Source organism: Paenibacillus solanacearum, from assembly GCF_910593845.1.
Taxonomy (GTDB): Bacteria; Bacillota; Bacilli; order Paenibacillales; family NBRC-103111; genus Paenibacillus_G; species Paenibacillus_G solanacearum.
In genome coordinates, this window is sequence record NZ_CAJVAS010000014.1 from 58,325 (window position 1) to 76,437 (window position 18,113).

The 18,113-nt window shown below is 57.5% G+C and carries 16 protein-coding genes; 1 reads left to right on the forward strand and 15 read right to left on the reverse strand.

Annotation, left to right across the window (positions count from 1 at the left end):
* Positions 1 to 40: 40 nt before the first annotated feature.
* The 7 genes from KXG62_RS16710 to KXG62_RS16740 form a co-directional block, all read right to left on the reverse strand.
* Positions 41 to 661: an HAD-IA family hydrolase gene (locus tag KXG62_RS16710; protein ID WP_218093138.1), complete on the reverse strand. Its 621-nt coding sequence runs from the start codon at positions 659 to 661 to the stop codon at positions 41 to 43.
* A 36-nt stretch (positions 662 to 697) separates the two neighbouring features.
* The gene (locus KXG62_RS16715) at positions 698 to 1,543 is read right to left on the reverse strand and encodes an aminoglycoside adenylyltransferase domain-containing protein (RefSeq protein ID WP_218093139.1); all 846 of its coding nucleotides are present in this window, start codon (positions 1,541 to 1,543) and stop codon (positions 698 to 700) included.
* Positions 1,544 to 1,572: 29 nt separating this feature from the next.
* On the reverse strand, positions 1,573 to 2,097 hold the full coding sequence (locus KXG62_RS16720; RefSeq protein WP_218093140.1) for a nucleoside-triphosphatase: 525 nt from the start codon (positions 2,095 to 2,097) through the stop codon (positions 1,573 to 1,575).
* A gap of 191 nt (positions 2,098 to 2,288) precedes the next feature.
* The gene (locus KXG62_RS16725) at positions 2,289 to 3,653 is read right to left on the reverse strand and encodes a sodium-dependent transporter (protein WP_218093141.1); all 1,365 of its coding nucleotides are present in this window, start codon (positions 3,651 to 3,653) and stop codon (positions 2,289 to 2,291) included.
* 95 nt (positions 3,654 to 3,748) lie between these two features.
* The gene (spoVB, locus tag KXG62_RS16730; RefSeq protein ID WP_218093142.1) at positions 3,749 to 5,302 is read right to left on the reverse strand and encodes a stage V sporulation protein B; all 1,554 of its coding nucleotides are present in this window, start codon (positions 5,300 to 5,302) and stop codon (positions 3,749 to 3,751) included.
* A 111-nt stretch (positions 5,303 to 5,413) separates the two neighbouring features.
* Complete coding sequence (locus tag KXG62_RS34110; protein ID WP_246627488.1) at positions 5,414 to 6,367, reverse strand: DUF3892 domain-containing protein; 954 nt, start codon at positions 6,365 to 6,367, stop codon at positions 5,414 to 5,416.
* A 110-nt stretch (positions 6,368 to 6,477) separates the two neighbouring features.
* Positions 6,478 to 7,401: a S66 peptidase family protein gene (locus tag KXG62_RS16740; RefSeq protein ID WP_218093143.1), complete on the reverse strand. Its 924-nt coding sequence runs from the start codon at positions 7,399 to 7,401 to the stop codon at positions 6,478 to 6,480.
* Between the two features lie 432 nt (positions 7,402 to 7,833).
* Between KXG62_RS16740 and KXG62_RS16745 the strand changes: the two genes are divergently transcribed.
* Complete coding sequence (locus tag KXG62_RS16745) at positions 7,834 to 8,949, forward strand: glycoside hydrolase family 88/105 protein (RefSeq protein ID WP_218093144.1); 1,116 nt, start codon at positions 7,834 to 7,836, stop codon at positions 8,947 to 8,949.
* 193 nt (positions 8,950 to 9,142) lie between these two features.
* Here the strand turns inward: KXG62_RS16745 and KXG62_RS16750 are convergent, their stop codons facing one another.
* The 8 genes from KXG62_RS16750 to KXG62_RS16785 form a co-directional block, all read right to left on the reverse strand.
* A complete protein-coding gene (locus tag KXG62_RS16750) occupies positions 9,143 to 9,955 on the reverse strand; it encodes an MBL fold metallo-hydrolase (protein ID WP_218093145.1) in 813 nt (270 codons plus the stop codon).
* Positions 9,956 to 10,178: 223 nt separating this feature from the next.
* Positions 10,179 to 10,832, reverse strand: a complete 654-nt coding sequence (locus tag KXG62_RS16755) for an HAD family hydrolase (RefSeq protein WP_218093146.1) — start codon at positions 10,830 to 10,832, stop codon at positions 10,179 to 10,181.
* 123 nt (positions 10,833 to 10,955) lie between these two features.
* Positions 10,956 to 12,401, reverse strand: a complete 1,446-nt coding sequence (locus KXG62_RS16760; protein WP_246627494.1) for an MBL fold metallo-hydrolase — start codon at positions 12,399 to 12,401, stop codon at positions 10,956 to 10,958.
* 67 nt (positions 12,402 to 12,468) lie between these two features.
* Positions 12,469 to 13,260 (reverse strand): GntR family transcriptional regulator, encoded by a 792-nt coding sequence (locus tag KXG62_RS16765; RefSeq protein WP_218093148.1) that lies wholly within the window; start codon positions 13,258 to 13,260, stop codon positions 12,469 to 12,471.
* 70 nt (positions 13,261 to 13,330) lie between these two features.
* Positions 13,331 to 14,959, reverse strand: coding sequence for an arylsulfatase (locus KXG62_RS16770; protein ID WP_218093149.1), 1,629 nt, complete (start codon positions 14,957 to 14,959; stop codon positions 13,331 to 13,333).
* A 438-nt stretch (positions 14,960 to 15,397) separates the two neighbouring features.
* On the reverse strand, positions 15,398 to 16,003 hold the full coding sequence (gene cdaS / locus KXG62_RS16775) for a sporulation-specific diadenylate cyclase CdaS (RefSeq protein WP_218093150.1): 606 nt from the start codon (positions 16,001 to 16,003) through the stop codon (positions 15,398 to 15,400).
* A gap of 201 nt (positions 16,004 to 16,204) precedes the next feature.
* The gene (locus KXG62_RS16780; RefSeq protein WP_218093151.1) at positions 16,205 to 17,014 is read right to left on the reverse strand and encodes a sugar phosphate isomerase/epimerase family protein; all 810 of its coding nucleotides are present in this window, start codon (positions 17,012 to 17,014) and stop codon (positions 16,205 to 16,207) included.
* A gap of 221 nt (positions 17,015 to 17,235) precedes the next feature.
* On the reverse strand, positions 17,236 to 18,009 hold the full coding sequence (locus KXG62_RS16785; RefSeq protein ID WP_218093152.1) for a transporter substrate-binding domain-containing protein: 774 nt from the start codon (positions 18,007 to 18,009) through the stop codon (positions 17,236 to 17,238).
* Positions 18,010 to 18,113: the final 104 nt, after the last annotated feature.

The window sequence follows — 18,113 nt, forward strand, 5'->3', positions numbered from 1 at the left end:
TTTTGTAACCTTCCCTGCGGCAGCGCCGCAATGCTGCTTACTATACAGCGCTGCGGCTTTCGCCGTTCAGCGGCGTACCCGACAAATAGCCGGCCACTTGGCCGATCCATGCCCCGCCTGCATCCGCAAGCAGCGTATCCCACCCGATGCGGGCGGCGGGCTTCAAATTTTTGTCCTGATCGTCGACGAACAGAATCCGGTCGAACGAGCCGATCCGGGAGGCCAGCGCCTCGAACATTTCGGGATGCGGCTTGCAGCAGCCGATGCTGCTGGATATCGTGATGCTCTCGATATGCTCGCTCACCGCCGCGAGTGCGGGAACGCCCCACTCGCTCCGGTGGTTGCTTAACAAATGAATATCGGCGACCCGGCTCCAGGCCGGCAAATAAGACAGCGCAGGCAGCGGAACGAGATTGGCGTGAAGCAGCTCGCGGGCCTTATGCTCGTCGATCGACGGGAATGTGACGCACAGCCAGCTCCAGAAATCTTCCTCGGTCATCTTGCCGGACCACAGCGCCTCGCGTACCTCTTGTTTGAATTGAGCCGCGATCACGTGATCGGGGACATTCGCTTCCACGGATAATTGCTGCCACAACCGCGGCGATAAATTGGTCAGCAGCACCCCTCCAATATCGAGAACCAGTTGCGGTTTTGTATTCATGTCGCCTGCACTCCTTTGCTTCGTATAAGTGGTAAATTATTGAAATGAAGACGGGTATAGCTCAGTATACAGCCTGTTGGCATCCGTTTCAATAAACCGCAGCAGCTCCGTCAAATCCCGCAGCCTCGCAAGCTGCGAGCCGTACAACCGCCATGGCTCCCGGCGCTTAACCGCGAGCGCTTCGCGGATCAGCCCATGCCAACGCTCCGGGACTTGCGCCAGGCCGTAGGCTCCGGCTCCCAGCTTGCTTGTGACGTCCCGCCGCGCAATCGTATAATGCTGCCGCAGCAGGCCGAGCACGCACCATTCGGCCGCTTCGTCCAGCAGCTCGAACGGCAGCTCTCCGTCCGATCCGTCCGGCAGCGCGCGCAACCGCTGCTCCAGACGGCCGATCTGCTGCGCCCAGTATGTATTCATATTGCCGATCACATAACGCACGAGCGTTTCCGCCGAGACTTCATCGGCAAATGGCGTTTCCATCCCGTGTACGCAAAGGCCATGCTTCTTCATCATCCACCAGGTGACCGGGTTCAGATCGGCGTGCTCCCCGTTCGGATGAAGCCGCCCGTTGAAATAGGACGGAACCGCCCCGATTGCGCCACCTTCCTTAAACGCATCCTCCCGGCGAATATAAGAGCCCATGAACTGCAGCCCGGGCCATGCCTGATCTACGGCCTCGTGAATGCCCGCGATCGCTGCGAGGTCCTCCACGGACAGCGGCCGCTTCACGAACGCGATAAAATCGACGTCGCTGGACCCCTCCACGTAGGCGCCAAGAGCAATGGAACCGTATAAATAGACGGATTCGAGCCGATCCGGCAGCGCGGCTTCGAGCGCGCGGCACCACATGCGAATGGCCGGTTCAACGTTAGACGGAATCATTCGGATCGTCTCCTTTCTTATACGGATGATTACATCCGTTCGGCAAGGTCGGCAGCCAACAAGGCGGGCAGCGCGTCCCGGTTGCTTTCATCAAGAGTATACAGCGCAACAGCCGGATTGTTGCGGATGCGGCCGAAGACCGGAACATCCAGCCCGATCGTTCCGAGCACGATATGCGGCGGATCGGCGATGAGCTGCTCGACCAGCTCGCGAAAAGGCGCGGATAACAGCTGCATCGTTCCGATTTCGTCGATCACCGTCACTTGCGCCTGCCGCATCGACTGCCGTACCGACCGTACGGCCAACTGCTCGAACGGCTCCAGCATCACGCCGTACCGGCCCACTCTTAACGGGCTGGCGCTGTCCGTGTGCGCAAGCTCGGCGCTTTCGCCGGCAACCGTCACGCAGCGAAAACCGAGCCGGTCGGACGCGCCGCGAATTTCTTCAGTGTAGAAACCGCCGCACTTGTCCGCGCCGATCATGTCAATCAGGGTGCGGATCGCAGTCGACTTGCCCGCACTTGGTTTACCCGTCAGCAATAACACGCGCTTCATTCTCTTCGCCTCTTCCTTATAACGATATGATGATGACGCTGTGTAATCATTTATATCGCAGGTTGACGGTTTTATACAATGCAATGCCGCTGACGGCTCACTGATTGCACCGTAACGCCATGGCCGCATGGGCATAAAAAAAAGCTTTGCCGCCCGAGCGGGGCGGCAAAGCGAAGGACTCATCTATGGCGTTACACGCGGATCAACCCGATCGAATACAGGAAGATCAAAATAATCAAGACCGGCGCGACATAGCGCAGCGCAATCATCCACAGCCGGTATCCGGCCCCTTTCAGACCGGCCTCTTCGCCCGCACGCTTCCAGGCGTAGCCGGTGAACAGCGTAACGGCCAATCCGCCAAGCGGCATCATCACGTAGGCAGTGAGGAAATCGACCCAATCGAAGATCGATTTGCCTCCCGGCGTAAAACCGCCGAGCACACCGCCGACGGACAGAGCCGAAGGGATGCCGATCACGAAGCAGACCGCTGAGACGCAAATCGCTGCTTTATGGCGCGACCACTTCCACTTTTCGATGGCGAAAGCGACCGGCACTTCCAGGATCGAGACAGCTGACGTCAACGCCGCGATCGCCAGCAGCGCAAAGAACAGTCCGCCGAAGAAAAAGCCGAACGGCATTTGCGAGAAGGCGGCCGGGAGCGCCATGAACGCCAAGCCGACGCCTTCCCCCGGCTCCAGTCCGAAGGAGAAGACGGTCGGGAAAATGACCAGTCCCGCGATTAAGGCATATATCAAATCGCCGATCCCGATGGCCAGCGTCGCCGTGCCAAGCGACTGCCGCTTGTCTACGTAAGAACCGTACGTCAGCATGCAGCCCATGCCGAGCGACAAGGAGAAGAACGCATGTCCGAGCGCAATGAGTGCTGACTCCGCATCCAGCTTGGAAAAGTCCGGCTTCAGGAAAAAGGCCACGCCCGTCGAAGCGCCGGGCAAGGTCAAGGCGCGGAACATAAGCACGATCAATATGATCAGGAAGCCGGGAATCAATATTTTGTTAAACTTCTCGATGCCGCCGGATACCCCTTTCGCCAGCACGAGACCGGTAATCACCATGACGACCGCCTGCCACAAAATCGGGGTATAACCGGAAGCGAACGACACGAACTTCAGCTTGTAGTCGGTGCCGTTCTGAAACAACAGTCCGGTAAACGATTCAACCGTGTAATGAAGCGTCCAGCCTGCGACGACAGCGTAATAGGACATAATGATAAACGCGGTGACGACGGAGAACACGCCGAACGCGCTCCAATATTTGTTCTTCGTCAAATTATAGAATGCCGTTCCTGCGCTTCCCCGCCCTCCGCGGCCAACGGTCATTTCGGCGAGCAATATGGGCAAGCCGACAACGATCAGGCAAATGATAAACAACAGAAAAAAAGCGGCGCCGCCATGCTTGCCCGTAATGTACGGAAATTTCCACATGTTGCCTAGGCCGACCGAGCTTCCGATGGCCGCCAATATAAATCCCGTCGCGGTAAAGCGTTCCGCTGTGCCTGATTGAGTATTAGGAGCGGATTCGTGCTGTTTGCTGCTCATGATGAACTCCCATTTCGTATGTTTATAACAACTCAATTATAGTAATGCAGCGATCAACGGCTGTCATGTTATAAAATATTCCAGTTGGGGGCCCTTTACGTGAACATTTTCCGTATGACGGGAAAGCGCTGAACGTCGTTCCGTTTGACGGTATTCGTCGCAAGCAGCGAAACAATATAGGCCAGCAGCGCGACGGAGATTGAGCCGATCACCGACAGCAGCAGCGTATAACCCGCATCCTGCATCCAGACGAACGCATGATGACCGATCAGCACCATTGCAGCCAAGCTGAGCGCTACCTTGAACCACGTCCGAATGTCCAGCGTGAAGCCGATGCTCTTGGATAGCGACAAAAAGTTAAGCATCGTAATCAGGCAAATGCCGATATTCATTCCCCAGATGATGCCGTGAATGCCCATGATGCTGCCGAGTGCAAAGATCGCGATCGCCTTGACGATCGTCGTGGCGATAAAGTTTTTCATCACTGTATTGACCAGCCCGAGACCGATCAGCACCGCATGCAGCGGCGGTTCGAAATATTGCAGCAAAAAAATCGGCGCCAGCAGCTTCAAAAACTCTCCCGCCTGCTCCATATGATATACTGCGGTCGTCAGCGGAAACGCCCACACATACAGCACGGCCGTACAAGGCGCCCCGATGATCAGCGCGATGCGGATCGCCTGGTCTAGCCGCTGATGAATCAACTGCCCGTTCCCTTGCGCCTTTGCCTCGCTAATCGCCGGGATGAGCGCCGTGGAGAGCGAATGCATGATGAAGCTCGGGAACACGAGCAGCGGGAACGTATAGCCGGCGAGAAGCCCGTACTGCTTCGTCGCCACGACCGCGCTGATGCCCGCGATGGCCATGCTCTTCGTAATAATGAGCGGCTGCAGCGCCCGGTAGATCGAATGAATGAAGCCCTGTCCCGTCGTCGGCAGCCCGATTTCGAGCAGCTCGACGAGCGTCTTCTTCTCCTCGCGCCATCGCGGGGAGAAGCTTTGCCGTTCCCGCTTCCTCCGGTGAATCTGCAGCATCAGCATCAAATACAACAGGCCTGCGCCTTCGCCAATGACCGTGCTGATCATGGCGCCCGCAGCCGCATACTCAATGCCAAACGGCAGCAAATATTGGACGAGTGCGGCGATCAAGGCGATCCGGATCACTTGCTCCACAACATCCGAGACGGCGAGCGGGCTCATCTGCTGCTTCCCGCCAAAATAGCCTTTGATGACGGAAGACACCGCCACCAGCGGGGCGATCGGAATAATCGCGAGCATCGCGTAATACGCTCGCGGATCCGATAAAATCCATGCTGACATCAGCTTGGCCCCAAAAAAGGAAAACAGCGTCAGCACGATGCTGATCGAGCCCGTGATCGTGAGGGAGACGGTCAATATCCGTTTCACTTTGGCCTGATCGTCCCGCACTTCCGCTTCGGCCACCAGCTTCGATATCGCCACAGGCAGTCCCAGACTGGTGAGCGTGACGATAATCGGTACGAGCGGCTGCGCGATCATCATCAGGCCGATGCCTTCGGGGCCGAGATACCGCGCCATCACTATGCTGTTGACGAATCCGAGCATTCTCGTAATGAACGCCGATATCGTTAAGATGACTGTTCCTCGCACGAAAGACTGCTTGTTGCGCAATGACGTGCACCCCCTGTCTAACCCATTGTATGATGGACAAAGGGGGGAAATAACAAAAATTTGAGCAGGCCAGCGTCAGCCTGCTCATGGCGTCCAAGCGAACGGCTGGGATCAGAACCGGGGCAGATTGGACAAATTATTGCTCGGATCGCCGTCGGGATACGAGCGCAGCGTCTTCTGCCCTTCGCGGTTTTTCCCCGTGTTGACGTCTTCGATCAGACCGGCTTCCGCCATGCCGATCGCCGTCGCGACGTCCGCCACCGAGCCGTCCTGGAATTTCACCGCGGCAATGCCGCCGCCTTCGTAATGAACCGCCTGAATGATCGCCTTGTTCGGGTCGATCGTGTGCGGGCCTTTGCCGTACTGCGTCCCGTCGCGCATGAATGTGCCGTACTGCACCGGCTGGCCGTTCGGCCCGTAGCCGGTATAGCCGCCCTGAAACCCGACATTGCGCGCGTCCGCGTGGTTGATTCCCGTATTGCGGCTGCCGTACGCAGCATTCGGGTCACCGGAAGATCCGGGAATGGGCATGCCGCCCTGGAACGTCTGCCCGCCGACGTTGCGGGCTTGCGCCATAGCGGGCTGCGGCTGCACCGGAGGCTGGCCGTACGGCGACTGCGCCGTGCCGGCTGTGCTGCTTCCCTGCCATGCTCCCGCCGTCGTGTCGTTGCTATACGGCGATTGCACCACACCGGCCGCGCTGCTTCCCTGCCATGCTCCCGCCGTCGTGCCGTTGCTATACGGCGACTGCGCCGCACCGGCTGCGTTGCCCTGCCACGCTCCCGCCGTCGGGCCGTTGCTATACGGCGACTGCACCGTGCCGGCCGCGCTGCTCTGCCAGCCGCCCGTTTGCGTTACCGAAGATGAGCCGTATCCGGTTGCGCCTTGTCCGTACGGCTTAAATTCAGGAATCGGCTGGCCGTTCCAGGCAAAGTTGCCATTGTGCGTGGCCTCCTCGGCATCCTGATACCCTCTGGCCGCTCCCGTCCCCGCCTGCTGGTTCGTTCCTATATCGTTAAACGTTCCTTGAAAGGTTGTTCCGACGCTTTTTCGACGTCTCGGCATAATGAAACCAGCTCCTTTGCTCTGTCAGATCGTGTCAAGCTGTCCATAGCATGCGCCGGCCCGATGGGGCTTATACCCATGGAAAAGAAGCGGGACGATTCCGTTTCCCGTTACGGGCTTACTGTGCCCTGAACGACGGTGAGCGTCCCTGCGTCGGCGTCCAGATGGGTCATCGCTCCGATCGGAATAGCCGCCTTGTACGCGCCGTGTCCGGTCGCCATATTCGTCAGAAGCGGCTTGCCGAGCGGGACGATCGTTTCGTTGATCAAGTCCTCGTACGTTTGACCGTATGCGGCCGCGCAGTTTGTGCACTGCCCCATCACGATACCGGCGCAATCATCGAACTTGCCCGCCATCTGCAAATGTTTGATCATGCGGTACAAACGATTGATCGGCTCGTCCGTCTCTTCCAGCAGCAATATTTTTCCCCGGGTATCGATCTCAAACGGCGTACCGATCGAATCGACGAAGGATGTCACGTTGCCGCCGACCACCGGCCCGTAGACGCTTCCCCCAATTCTGCCGGCCAGCGTCATGCCCGGAGGATTAAGAATCGGCCGGATGCTTCGCATGACGGACGCAGCTTCGAAAAACTGCGTGAAGTTATATTCCGGCTCCTTCGGCGAAAAGCTGATCAACAGCAAGCTGTGCAGCGTAATCAGATTGGCAAACTGGTACAGCGCGTTGAGCAGCACCGTAATATCGCTGTATCCCGTCACAAGCTTCGGATTGCGCGCGATTGCCTGAAAATCGAGATACGGCAATATTCCCGCAACGCCGACCCCGCCCCGGGCCGGGAGAATGAGCTTGACCTCGGGATTATGGATCATGCTCATAAAATCCGACGCCCGCTCCTGATCGGTGCCGGCCAGAAAACCGTCGGAAGCATACACGTATTCCCCTAATACGACCTTAAATCCCATCGCCTCCAGCGCCGCCACCCTGTCGTCAATCACGTCCGCTGCGAGCGGGCTGCCCAGCGTAACGATGCCTATCGTATCTCCTTGCCGCAGCAGCGGCGGTTTGATGGCCATCGGTTATCCCTCCGTATGGGCGTTTATCTTTTATCCTATGAGCCTGCTCGCCAATGAATCACCTGCTTTCTTGTCCTGGAGGACCGTTCGCTTCCCACGAAAGCGCTTCAGAAGTATAATCGAATTGTTTATTTAAACGTTTCAATGATCATAATAACGATAATCGCCAAACTGAGTGGCTGGAAGCACCGCATTTTTTAGTCGTTACGCTAAGGCTTCTCAAACGTGCATGACGAAAGCGCCCTGTCCGATGGCATGGGCGTTTTCTGGCGTGAACGGCGACCCGCGCTGCGCTGCGCCGCCAAAAGCTTTGCATTTTTTGCGTTATACTTCGCGGAATGATACGATATTGCCCATTTTGCGCGGATGGGTTGTACAGATGTATTCGATGCGCTAACATAGGGGACAAATCGGCCCGAGGAGGAATCTTGTGTGAGCGTACCGTGGTCTGTGGCAATGTCCGAATCCTTCATGAAGCAATACCCGCTTGTATCGGATATGCCGTTTCAAAAACGCCGCTGCTGGAACTATGAGAACGGCTGCATATTAACTGCATTCGAACGGATGCGGGAGCGCACCGGAGACGACCGTTATTTTCGCTATATCAAGGAAAATATGGATTTGTTTATCAAGAATGACGGCTCTATCGATACGTACTCGTTGAATGAATATAACGTGGATATGATCAATCAGGGCAAAACGCTGTTTCTGCTTCACCGGGAAACCGGGGAGAACAAGTATCGGCAGGCGATCGAGCTGCTCGTCACGCAGTTGAAAGGACATCCGCGCACGAGCGAAGGCGGACTGTGGCATAAAAAGATTTACCCGTTCCAAATGTGGCTGGATGGCGTGTACATGACGTCGCCTTTCCTGGCGCAGTACGCGCAAACGTTCGGCGAGCACGAATGGTACGACGACGTCGCAAACGAAATTTTGCTCATGGAGCGCGTCTCCCGCGACCCGCGAAACGGACTGCTGTACCACGGCTGGGACGAGAGCCGGGAGCAGCGCTGGGCGGACAAGCAGACTGGCTGTTCCCCGAACTTCTGGGGGCGTGCGCTCGGCTGGTACGTCATGGCCGTCGTCGACGTGCTCGACTTCCTTCCCGTCGACCATCCGAAGCGCGGTCAAGTGATCGGCATCTTTTACCGGCTGGCCGAAGCGATTATGGAAATGCAGGATCAAGAAAGCGGACTGTGGTACCAGGTGCTGGATCAAGGCGGCCGGGAGGGCAATTATTTGGAATCCTCCGGCTCGGCCATGTTCGCCTGTGCCTTGACCAAAGGCGCGAGGAAAGGCTATCTCGGCGGCTCGGCGCTTCGAGCGGCCCGTAAGGCGCATCAGGGCTTGCTGGACCGGTACGTCGAGCGCGATGCGGACGGCTCCCTGCATCTGAACGGCATATGCAGCGTCGCCGGGCTCGGCAACAAGCCTTACCGCGACGGCTCGTACGATTATTACATCAGCGAGCCGACCCGGCGCGACGATCCGAAGGGCTTCGCCCCGTTCGTGATGGCGTGCCTGGAGATCGAGGCGCTCCCATCGTAAGCAGCTAGACGGTAAGCCATCAGGCGGGCAGCGGCGTTTCCGAGTATCCCTGCCCCGGACGCCGCTGCCCACATTCAACATGAAACAAGGGTCAATGCTCTCAGTCCATTATTAAAATCTCGCACAAAAAGCTGCCTGCGGCGATCATGCCGGGGCAGCTCTTTTTTGCCTTGTCTGAATGAAATGATGAGGCTTATAATTCCAGCGTCATGCCGTCATAGGCCACATGAATGCCGGTCCGCCCGTACAGCTCGACAAGCTCGTCATGCGACGGGTTATGCTGATGCGAGAAGTGCGAGACGTAGACGGTCGTATCCGGCCGTTTGGCGCCGATCTGCTCCATTTTTTCCAGCATCGTATGTACACCCGAATAATTCAGGTGAACCTTCTGATGGTCCGTATCCGTCGTCGTCGATTCAATAATGATCAAATCAAATGAATGGCCGGCCATCTCATCCCATACTTGCTCCTTGTACATCCCGGTGTCGGAAGCGAACAGCAGCTTCTTGCTGCCGTCGTCGATAATAAAATTCATCGCGTCGCCGGACGCTTCATGATGGGAAGCGGTCAGCGATTGGATCCGGTACGGCGGCAGCTCGAACGACTGGTTCGGAACAATCGTCATCCGCGTCAAGTCCAGCGCTTCGTCATTGCCTTGGCCGAACAGTTTGAACACGGATGGAGGCGCTGTCAGCTGCATCGGAACGATTGTCGATTGGCGGCGAAACGATCTTGTCCGCATCGCCAGATTCGAACCGAGGAAGTGGTCACTATGACTGTGCGTGATCAGATTGTATTTGACCTGAACCAGCGAGATGCCGTACATGCCGCAGGCGGCGTACACGTCGGGACCGTTATCGATCAGCAGGTCGTCGTTCACCAGCACGGCCTGGCGTTTGCGCACGTTCTTGCCCAAATGTTGGCGCGCATGATCGCATGTCGGACAGTCGCAAAAGGCGGAAGGAATGCCTTCGGCCGCCGCCGTTCCCAAGAAAGTAAGTTTCATCGAGTTCCAGCTCCCATCATCGTTCATTGGTCATGGAGCCGCCGCAAGCCGGCGATGTTCTCCATAAATTTCCTCCCGTTTATTATAGAGAAGGGAACCGCATAAATCTACGCATAATCTCAACAAAAATGCGCGAAAACGAATAAGCTTCGTACCCAGGCGCATGACGATGAAAACCGCGGCCCAGCAAGCGGCGCAGCCTCTCCTCAAGCTCCCTTGGACATCAGGATTCGCTGCCTACGATGGCACGCAGCTGCTCGAAGCTGGCGCATGTCCAGTCGGGGCTGCAGTGCTCCAGCGTCTCCATCTGCTCGTACCACGTCAGATAGACGGAGGCGACTCCCGCATTGCGGGCCGCCAGCAGATCGTATGCCGAATCTCCCGCCATCGCGGTCGTTTCCGGTGCGGCGCCGATCGCGCGCATCGCCTGGTGGATGCCTTCCGGGTCCGGCTTCCCCTTCGCAACGTCTTCAATGGCAACGACGATGTCGAACAGATCGGCCATGCCGAACGCCGCCAGCGCTTGTTCCGTGACAGCCTTCTGCTGATTCGTCACAATGCCCAGACGGCGGCCGCTTTCCTTCAGCGCCTTCAAGCCTTCGATGACGCCGGGGAATACCGTCGATTTTTCGTGATAATGGTTCATTTTGAGCGTAAAAAAGCGCTGCAGCGCCTCCTCCCGCAAAGCGGACGGCTCTTGGGGCAAATAGTGGGAGAAGCCGATTCCGAAATTTTCCCGAATGTAGTCATAAGGACACGCGCCCGGAAAATAGGCCTCCATCGTCTCGTAGGACGCCTGAATGAGGAAGTCTCTGCTATCCAGCAGCGTGCCGTCCAAATCAAATAACAAGGTGTTTAGGTGTCGTCCGTCTTTCATTTTCTCTCTCCATTCTTCTGTTCCCTTTGCGCCATAAAGGGTATCGCCACGTCCCCCGTGCATGAGCGGCATGCGCGGCGATGCCCCCTTTCCCCTATATGGATGCTGACCGCAGCCCGGCTGCTACGCCTTTGCTCCGGACGACGGCAATGCGTCTTCCCCGCATCGGCGGACGCCCGCTCCGATCAGGTCTGCGACTGCCGCCGTTTCCCCGCGCTGCGGATAATACGCGGGCACCGCGCGCGTATCGAGATGCTTCGGATGCCAGCTGTGCAGCGGAATGACTGTGGACGGAGCGATTTGTTCGATCAGATCCGATACGTCGGCCGCCGAGGCATGGCCCCCGTTGCCGATCGTATGAGCCACGATGCCGTAAGTCGAGATCATTTTGCCGATTGAACTGTTGCCCGGATTGACCGGATGGTCCGCATGGACGTAATGGGAGGGAACTCCCGTATCCCCCAGCGACTCCAGCTCGATCAAATGGGCGATATTCGGATAAGCAATAAAATAGACGTAGTCCTGCTTTCGCTCGATCAGTTGCTCCAGCGTAACGGATGCATACGGCAGCACGCGGCCCGCGCTTGTCATATCGAGCACTTGCACCGCTTCCGGTGAAGCTGCTGCGGGATGGCCGGCAAGCGCGCATACGCCCTGCGCAAGCGCTTCATGCCACAGCGCGGCCAACCGGGCATCCATGACTGCCTGCCGTCCGGCGCTTGCGGCAAGCTGAATGAAATCGGCGATCCGTTCCAGATCTCTGGACAGCAGCTGCGCGTACACCATGCCTTGCGCCTCGGCGAGTACCCCGGCGAACTGCGCCAGCACCTCGGCTTCCGGACGCGGCGGCTTCTGGTTCGCGCCCGGCTCGGCCGGCGCCTTCGTCGCCTCGGTGATGAGCAGCTCGGCCTTCTTCTCCCGGCACAAGCGGATAAAGCGGTCGATCCGCTCGGGATGGCGGCCATGGCGCCGCCAATCGCCGGTAAAGGCGACCGTGCGCTCGTCGCTTTCGATAATATAGCCGGATGCGCCGACCGTATTATGGTCCATCTCGACGATCTGAAAGCGAAACGCGCCGAAATCGACGACCGCCAAATCATCTAGCGGAACGATCGTCGCCAGCGTATCCGCATATTCGCCCGATGCGACCATACCGCGGTATAACGCATAGGCATCGCGGTGCATATACACCTGAATGCCTTCGCGCAAATATGGCAGCAGCGCCATATGATCCTGATGCATATGGCCGACGAATATGCTGATCCGGTCATAGTCGGGAAACTCGCGGCCATGCCATATCTTGGACAGATCGTCAGGGCGAAGCGCTGCCGCCTGCTCTTCCGCATACAACTGCGGCAGCGGCGGCGCCATCCGTCCAAGCACGTACTGCCTGACTTCTCTGCCCGGGGTCGCTCGCATCGGATTAAACGTAAATACGCTCGAGACGTCGATCAAATCTTTGTGCGCAATGCCGCAGTCGAAAAGAACGCCGGTATGGCCTCTGCCGTACAATAACTGAACGCCGCCCGTCGTTTCCAGACCTCCGAAAAATGTAATCCGATCCGACATATTCACGCTGCAACTCCTCCTTGTATCGTCCCATTGCTCGCCGGCCTGCATAAGGCCGGGTCCGTTCCTATCCTCCGCCGTACGGCCTTTTCCTGGATAGCTGTACCATATATTGAAAGTAGTCCGGCCGGTATACGGCGGACAGCACTTCGACCGGCTGCATCTCATGCGAATACGTCACCCGCTCGATATGGAGCAGCGCGTCGTTTACAGCGACGCCGAGCTGCTCCGCTTCTTCCTCGCTGGCATTGACCGCGCTGATCATCTGTTTGGCTTCGTTCAGCGGAATGCCCAGCTCTTCCTCCAGCACCTTATACATCGCGATCGAGGTTAAATCCCGCGTTTCCAGTTCGAGCCCGATTTCCGGCGGGAAGTACGCGTGCTCGATTGCAATCGGCTTGCCGTCGGCGAGCCGGAGCCGCTTCAGCGCCCAGGCCGCCCGCTGGTTCAAGCTTGCCTTCACCTGCTCCGGCAGCTTGTTGGTCATCCCTTGGCCGATGATGCGGGCACCGGGCGCGAATCCCGCTTCCTCGATCGTTTCGGTGAAGCCCATAAGCTGTCCGACCCAGCGCTCCGCATGATTCGTCTTGAGGAACGTTCCCCGTCCCCTTTCGCGGACGAGCAGCCCTTCCTCCACCAAACTTTGCAGTGCGCTGCGCACCGTGACCCTGCTGACGCCGAACCGTTTGACCAGCTCGTGCTCGGTGGGCATTTTCCCCGTTTCGTCGACCAATCCGTCGTGCAGCGCTTCATGCCGAATAATATCGCGGATTTGCAGATGAAGCGGCATGCCGCTTTGGGGGTCGATCGTTCGTTTGGGCGCTGCGCCATTGGCGCCGCCGTTCGTCTGTTCATTCATCGATCTATACGCCATTCCTTTCTGCCGGCAATCGCTGATGCCGAATTGCGGTGTGTCCGGCTGCCGCCTCTCAATGCGGCGCCTGTTCTTCCTCCCAGAAGGCTTGAACCCCGTTTCGCTTCAGAATGTCCACGATTTTATGCCGCGGCACCACCTTGCAGCGTGCAGCCCAAGCCTCGTATTGCTCGCTCATCTCCTTCACCCGCTCCGGGTAAACGCCGGCCAAATCGTTCATCTCCGTCCGGTCGGCCTCCATGTCGAACAATTCCCAATCGCTTGGATAATTACGCACCAGCTTCCACTTGCCAGCCCGCACGCAAGCATTGCCTTCATGCTCCATATACAATGGCTTGCGTTCGAACGTATCGGAAGCGATTACCGGAACTAAGCTTTGTCCTTCCAGCGGCAAAATCGCGTTCCCCTTGTACGCCGCCGGGTAGGACGAGCCGGTAAGCTCCAGCACGGTGGCCATCACGTCGGTCAGTTGCGCAGGGGTATGCCGCAAAGCCCCCTTCTCGGCGATGCCGGCCGGCCAATGCACAATGAACGGCGTCGCAATGCCGCCTTCGTGCGCCCAATGCTTATACAGTCTAAACGGCGTATTTGACAGATTCGCCCACGCTTTGCCGTAGCTTTGGTATGTATTTTCAGGGCCCGGCATGATGTGCGGATGGTTGCCGAAAACGACGTCCTCCCCTTGGCGGGTTTTCAGCTTGGCGATCATCAACTGGTCCACCAGCTCTTCGCCGCTCACGTTCACTGGAATATCCTCCGCACACGCGCCGTTGTCGGATAAAAAGATTATGACCGTATTTTCGAGCTGTCCCGTCTGCTCCAGCGATCGTATGATTTTGCCGATGCCTTGATCCATCCGGTCGATTTGCGCCGCGTATACCTCCATGCAGCGGAGCAGCCATTCCTTATGCTCGGCGTCTTCCCAAGCCGGTTGGCTCGCATCGCGCCCGGTCAATCGCCAGGACGGATCAATGAGACCCATGTCGATCATTCGCTGCAGCCGTTCCTCTCTGAGCCGGTCCCAGCCTGAATCGAAGCGCCCCTTGTACTTGGCGATATCCTCCTCATGCGCGTGCAGCGGCCAGTGGGGCGCCGTATAAGCGACATACTGGAAGAACGGCTGGTCCGGATGCCGGGCCGTGTGGTCTTCAATATAGCGGACCGCCTGATCGCTGATCGCATCGGTGTAGAAGAAGTTCTCGTCCTCGGCCGCTTCATGCTCGATGTTATCGTTGCCGCGCGTCAACGTATTCGGATCGTAAAAGCTTCCCGCCCCGATAATCGTCCCGTAAAACTGATCGAATCCCCGCTGCATCGGCCACGCATCGGTCGGCTCGAGCAGGCTGCCGGCGATATGCCATTTGCCGCTCATATAGGTTGCGTAACCGCTTTCTTTCAACACCTCGGCGATGGTCACGCATTCCTTGTTCAAGTTCCCCGGATACCCTTCCGGCCCCATATCGTACGTCAGGACGCCAATCCCGGTTTGATGCGGATGCAGTCCCGTCAGCAGCGAAGCGCGGGAGGGGCTGCACCGGGCCGTGTTGTAAAATTGCGTGAACCGCAAGCCGCTTGCCGCAAGCTGGTTCAAATGCGGCGTATCCACTTCCCCTCCGTAGCATCCAATGTCGGAATACCCCATGTCATCATTTAAAATAAGTACAATGTTTGGCTTTCGATCCACTCGCCATCGCCCTCTCCCATCGTTATTTGTCATAACAAAGATGAATTGTATTATCATTTGTATTAATGTGTTTATGTTATAACAATATGATTTGATTTTCAATACGATTTTTTCCAAGCTTTGCCTCCGCGTTTAATTCAAACCGGTTCGGCGAATAATACGACCGGCGCTGTCCCTGGAATTACCGGCTCAGCGGAAAGGAGGGTTGTTCCATGGAGCCTGAAGAACGGGAACCGGCGGAAGAAACGATCGTGGAGGAAGCCGAGCCAGAGCAAGAAACGTCAGAAGGGCATGCTCATATCGAGTGGGCGGGGTATATTTAGTCGTACAGGTCCGCCCGGATGGATCGAGCAAATTGGATGATCATCCTGGAGAGGATGCCCCTGCCGGGCATACCGAAAGAAGCCATGCGGGCCGCATGGCTTCTTTTCCGTGCGTTCAGGCGAGGGCGAATGCGTACAATTTGCCGTTCAAGCAAAAGGAAGCTCTCCCGGTCTCTTCCGAGACGACGATCGCCAGCGCATCGCACCGCTCGGTAATTCCAATCGCCGCCCGGTGGCGCGTGCCGAGCTTTTTCTCGGAGGCAAGCGCGCTTAACGGCAGCACGTTCGCCGCCGATACGAGCTTGTTCTGCCTGATCCGCACCGCTCCGTCATGCAGCGGAGCGCCCGGCACGAATACGGATTCCAGCAAAGCCGGGCTTAATTCGGCATCGACCGGAATTCCCGCCGTCACCCAGTCGTCGAGCGAATCGCCGCGCTCCACGACGATAAGCGCGCCGTGTCTTCGCTCGGACAGCCGGCGGACGCAAATCGAAATATCCGTATATTTATCGGTATAGGCGGACAAATAGCATTTCAAATAAAAAGCGGCCGCCATCGACTCGGTCGTCGCCAGCTCCGCGCTGATCTGCTGAAATTCGTTCAGTAGGCACTGCTTGTCCTGCTCCAGCTCCGTGATGGCGACCTTCATCTTACCGACCAGGCCCAAGAGCCGTTCCTTAAGCTCCAGCTTGAGCGGCGAGAAATCGCATGTGTGCTCCATAGGTCACGTTCCTTTTAGCGACGAAGATTTAGGCCGGCCCCGCCGGCTTCTCTGTTGGTTAGCTTTGCCTGCCGCGCCCGCCAATATACGGCAGCACCGGGCACGCCAGGCCCGACGGCCTCATCATGCAAAAACACCAAAAAACGAACGCGCGGATGTGACTCTGTCCGCAGCGTTCGTCCTGTACGGCCGGTTGCGCCGTTAATCGAGCTTCCTCATATAGTCGACATATTGCGGGAAAGCAATGTCCGCCTCCTGCAGATCCGGATGCCATTTCTTCTCCCATTCCAGCGTGTAATATCCTTCATAGCCGCTGCGGTGCAGCAGCCTGTACATCGACTCCAGCGGGACATCGCCCTCGCCGGCCAGACAATATTGAAACGGGCGTCCGCTATCCGGCTTCACGATGGAGTCCTTTACATGCGTGTATTGTATCCAGCGGCCCAAGGTCGCCCATGTATCCTCCGGCTGCTCCCCGGCCATCCGGTACGGATGGTGCAAGTCCCACAGCACGCCAACGGCCTCCGGGTCCACCTGTTCCATGACCGCAAGCACGTCGCCGCACGAAGTCCAGTCGTCATGCGTCTCCAGCAGCAGCTTCGCACCATATTGTTTGGCCACGGCGCCCAGCTCGTGGAAGTGCCGCACCATGATTTGCACCGCTTCCTCGCGTTCGGTGCCTTTGATCGAGCCGCCGAACACGCGAATATACGGCGTTTCGAAGAGCGCGCACAGCTTGGCGTACGCTTCGATCTCGAGCAGCTGACTCTCTATCGTATCGCGGGAGAATACCTTCACCGAACTGGAAAAGCACGATACTTCCAGCCCGGCAGCCCTGATCTCGTCGCGCGTTTGCCGGGCCGATTCGGCGAACGCCGGCAGCTTGTAAATGTTCATCTCTCCGGCCACGCCGCGAAAATCGACCGCGTCAAAGCCGTATTCCGCAGCCCTTCGAATAATCAGATCCAGCTCCCAGTCGGGACATCCCAAAGTGGTAAACGATAATTTCACAGCTTGTCACCTCCGCGTATTATGAAACGCCAGGCCTATGACGATGGCCGGTCATCCGGTCACGCCGCTTGCGCGGCGCCTATGTAAACGCATTCGGTTTCATTATATCGCTTCCCGTGCGGAAAAGGGAGACTGAAAATAAAAAGTCCGCCTGCGCTGTCAGACGGACGAATCATGGAGCGGTTATATGCGCAGCGGTCGGTCGAATCCCGCGCGGACATTCATTTGCCGGGCAGCTTCGCCGGCTTCCCGCCGAACCATTTGCCGTACAGCGTCTCGTAGGTTCCGTCCTTGACGACTTTACCGATCGCCTGATTGATGCGGCCGATGTATTTGCTGCGCTTTTTGGCGATGATCGCGTAGCTCTCCTTATTCAGCACTTCGCCGGCGATCTTTACTTTGCCTTCTCCGCCGTTTTGCTGAAAATCATGCACGTTGCGCTCGTCGAAAATGACCGCATCCACCGATTTGTTTTTCAACTGGTCATACGCTTCGGAAATATCCGGATACCCGCGCACTTCCTTGATCCCCGTTATGCCGCCGGCAAATGTATACGCGGTCGAGCCGGTTTTCGTCGCGATGACTTTATTCGCCAAATCGTCTTTCCCCTTGATCGGACTGTCGGCCTGCGTAAGGATGACCAAGCCCGTCTGAAAATACGGGTCAGAGAATACGAAATTGTCCTTGCGCGCCTTGTTCACCGTCATCCCGGCGATCGCCAAGTCGATCTTGCCCGCCTGCACGGCTTTGTTCAGCTCGCTTTGCTCCATCGGCACCAGCTCGTATTTCAAATTCGCTTCTTGGGAAATCGCCTGCCACAATTCCACCTCGAAGCCTTTGCTCTCTCCCCCTTCGGTATACGTGAACGGCCGGAAATTGCTTTCAATGCCTACCTTCAGCGTCTTGTTCGCCGCCGTGCAGCCTGCCGTTGCGATGATTACAGCCAGTAAAACGAACAGGCCGATCATCCACTTGCCCCGCAATCCATCCTTCATCGCTTTCATGACCTCCTCGTCTGGAAACAAAGGTATTCTTTGTCAATTTGGGCGCCATTATGCAGATTCCGGCCGTCCCCACCGCTCGCTTTACATACAATCGG

Bases quoted from the DNA above. Each gene is read 5' to 3' on its own strand.
- KXG62_RS16710 (WP_218093138.1), bottom strand. From the start codon at position 661: ATGAATACAAAACCGCAACTGGTTCTCGATATTGGAGGGGTGCTGCTG.
- KXG62_RS16715 (WP_218093139.1), bottom strand. From the start codon at position 1,543: ATGATTCCGTCTAACGTTGAACCGGCCATTCGCATGTGGTGCCGCGCG.
- KXG62_RS16720 (WP_218093140.1), bottom strand. From the start codon at position 2,097: ATGAAGCGCGTGTTATTGCTGACGGGTAAACCAAGTGCGGGCAAGTCG.
- KXG62_RS16725 (WP_218093141.1), bottom strand. From the start codon at position 3,653: ATGAGCAGCAAACAGCACGAATCCGCTCCTAATACTCAATCAGGCACA.
- KXG62_RS34110 (WP_246627488.1), bottom strand. From the start codon at position 6,367: ATGCCGAGACGTCGAAAAAGCGTCGGAACAACCTTTCAAGGAACGTTT.
- KXG62_RS16740 (WP_218093143.1), bottom strand. From the start codon at position 7,401: ATGGCCATCAAACCGCCGCTGCTGCGGCAAGGAGATACGATAGGCATC.
- KXG62_RS16750 (WP_218093145.1), bottom strand. From the start codon at position 9,955: ATGAAACTTACTTTCTTGGGAACGGCGGCGGCCGAAGGCATTCCTTCC.
- KXG62_RS16755 (WP_218093146.1), bottom strand. From the start codon at position 10,832: ATGAAAGACGGACGACACCTAAACACCTTGTTATTTGATTTGGACGGC.
- KXG62_RS16760 (WP_246627494.1), bottom strand. From the start codon at position 12,401: ATGTCGGATCGGATTACATTTTTCGGAGGTCTGGAAACGACGGGCGGC.
- KXG62_RS16765 (WP_218093148.1), bottom strand. From the start codon at position 13,260: ATGAATGAACAGACGAACGGCGGCGCCAATGGCGCAGCGCCCAAACGA.
- cdaS (WP_218093150.1), bottom strand. From the start codon at position 16,003: ATGGAGCACACATGCGATTTCTCGCCGCTCAAGCTGGAGCTTAAGGAA.
- KXG62_RS16785 (WP_218093152.1), bottom strand. From the start codon at position 18,009: ATGAAGGATGGATTGCGGGGCAAGTGGATGATCGGCCTGTTCGTTTTA.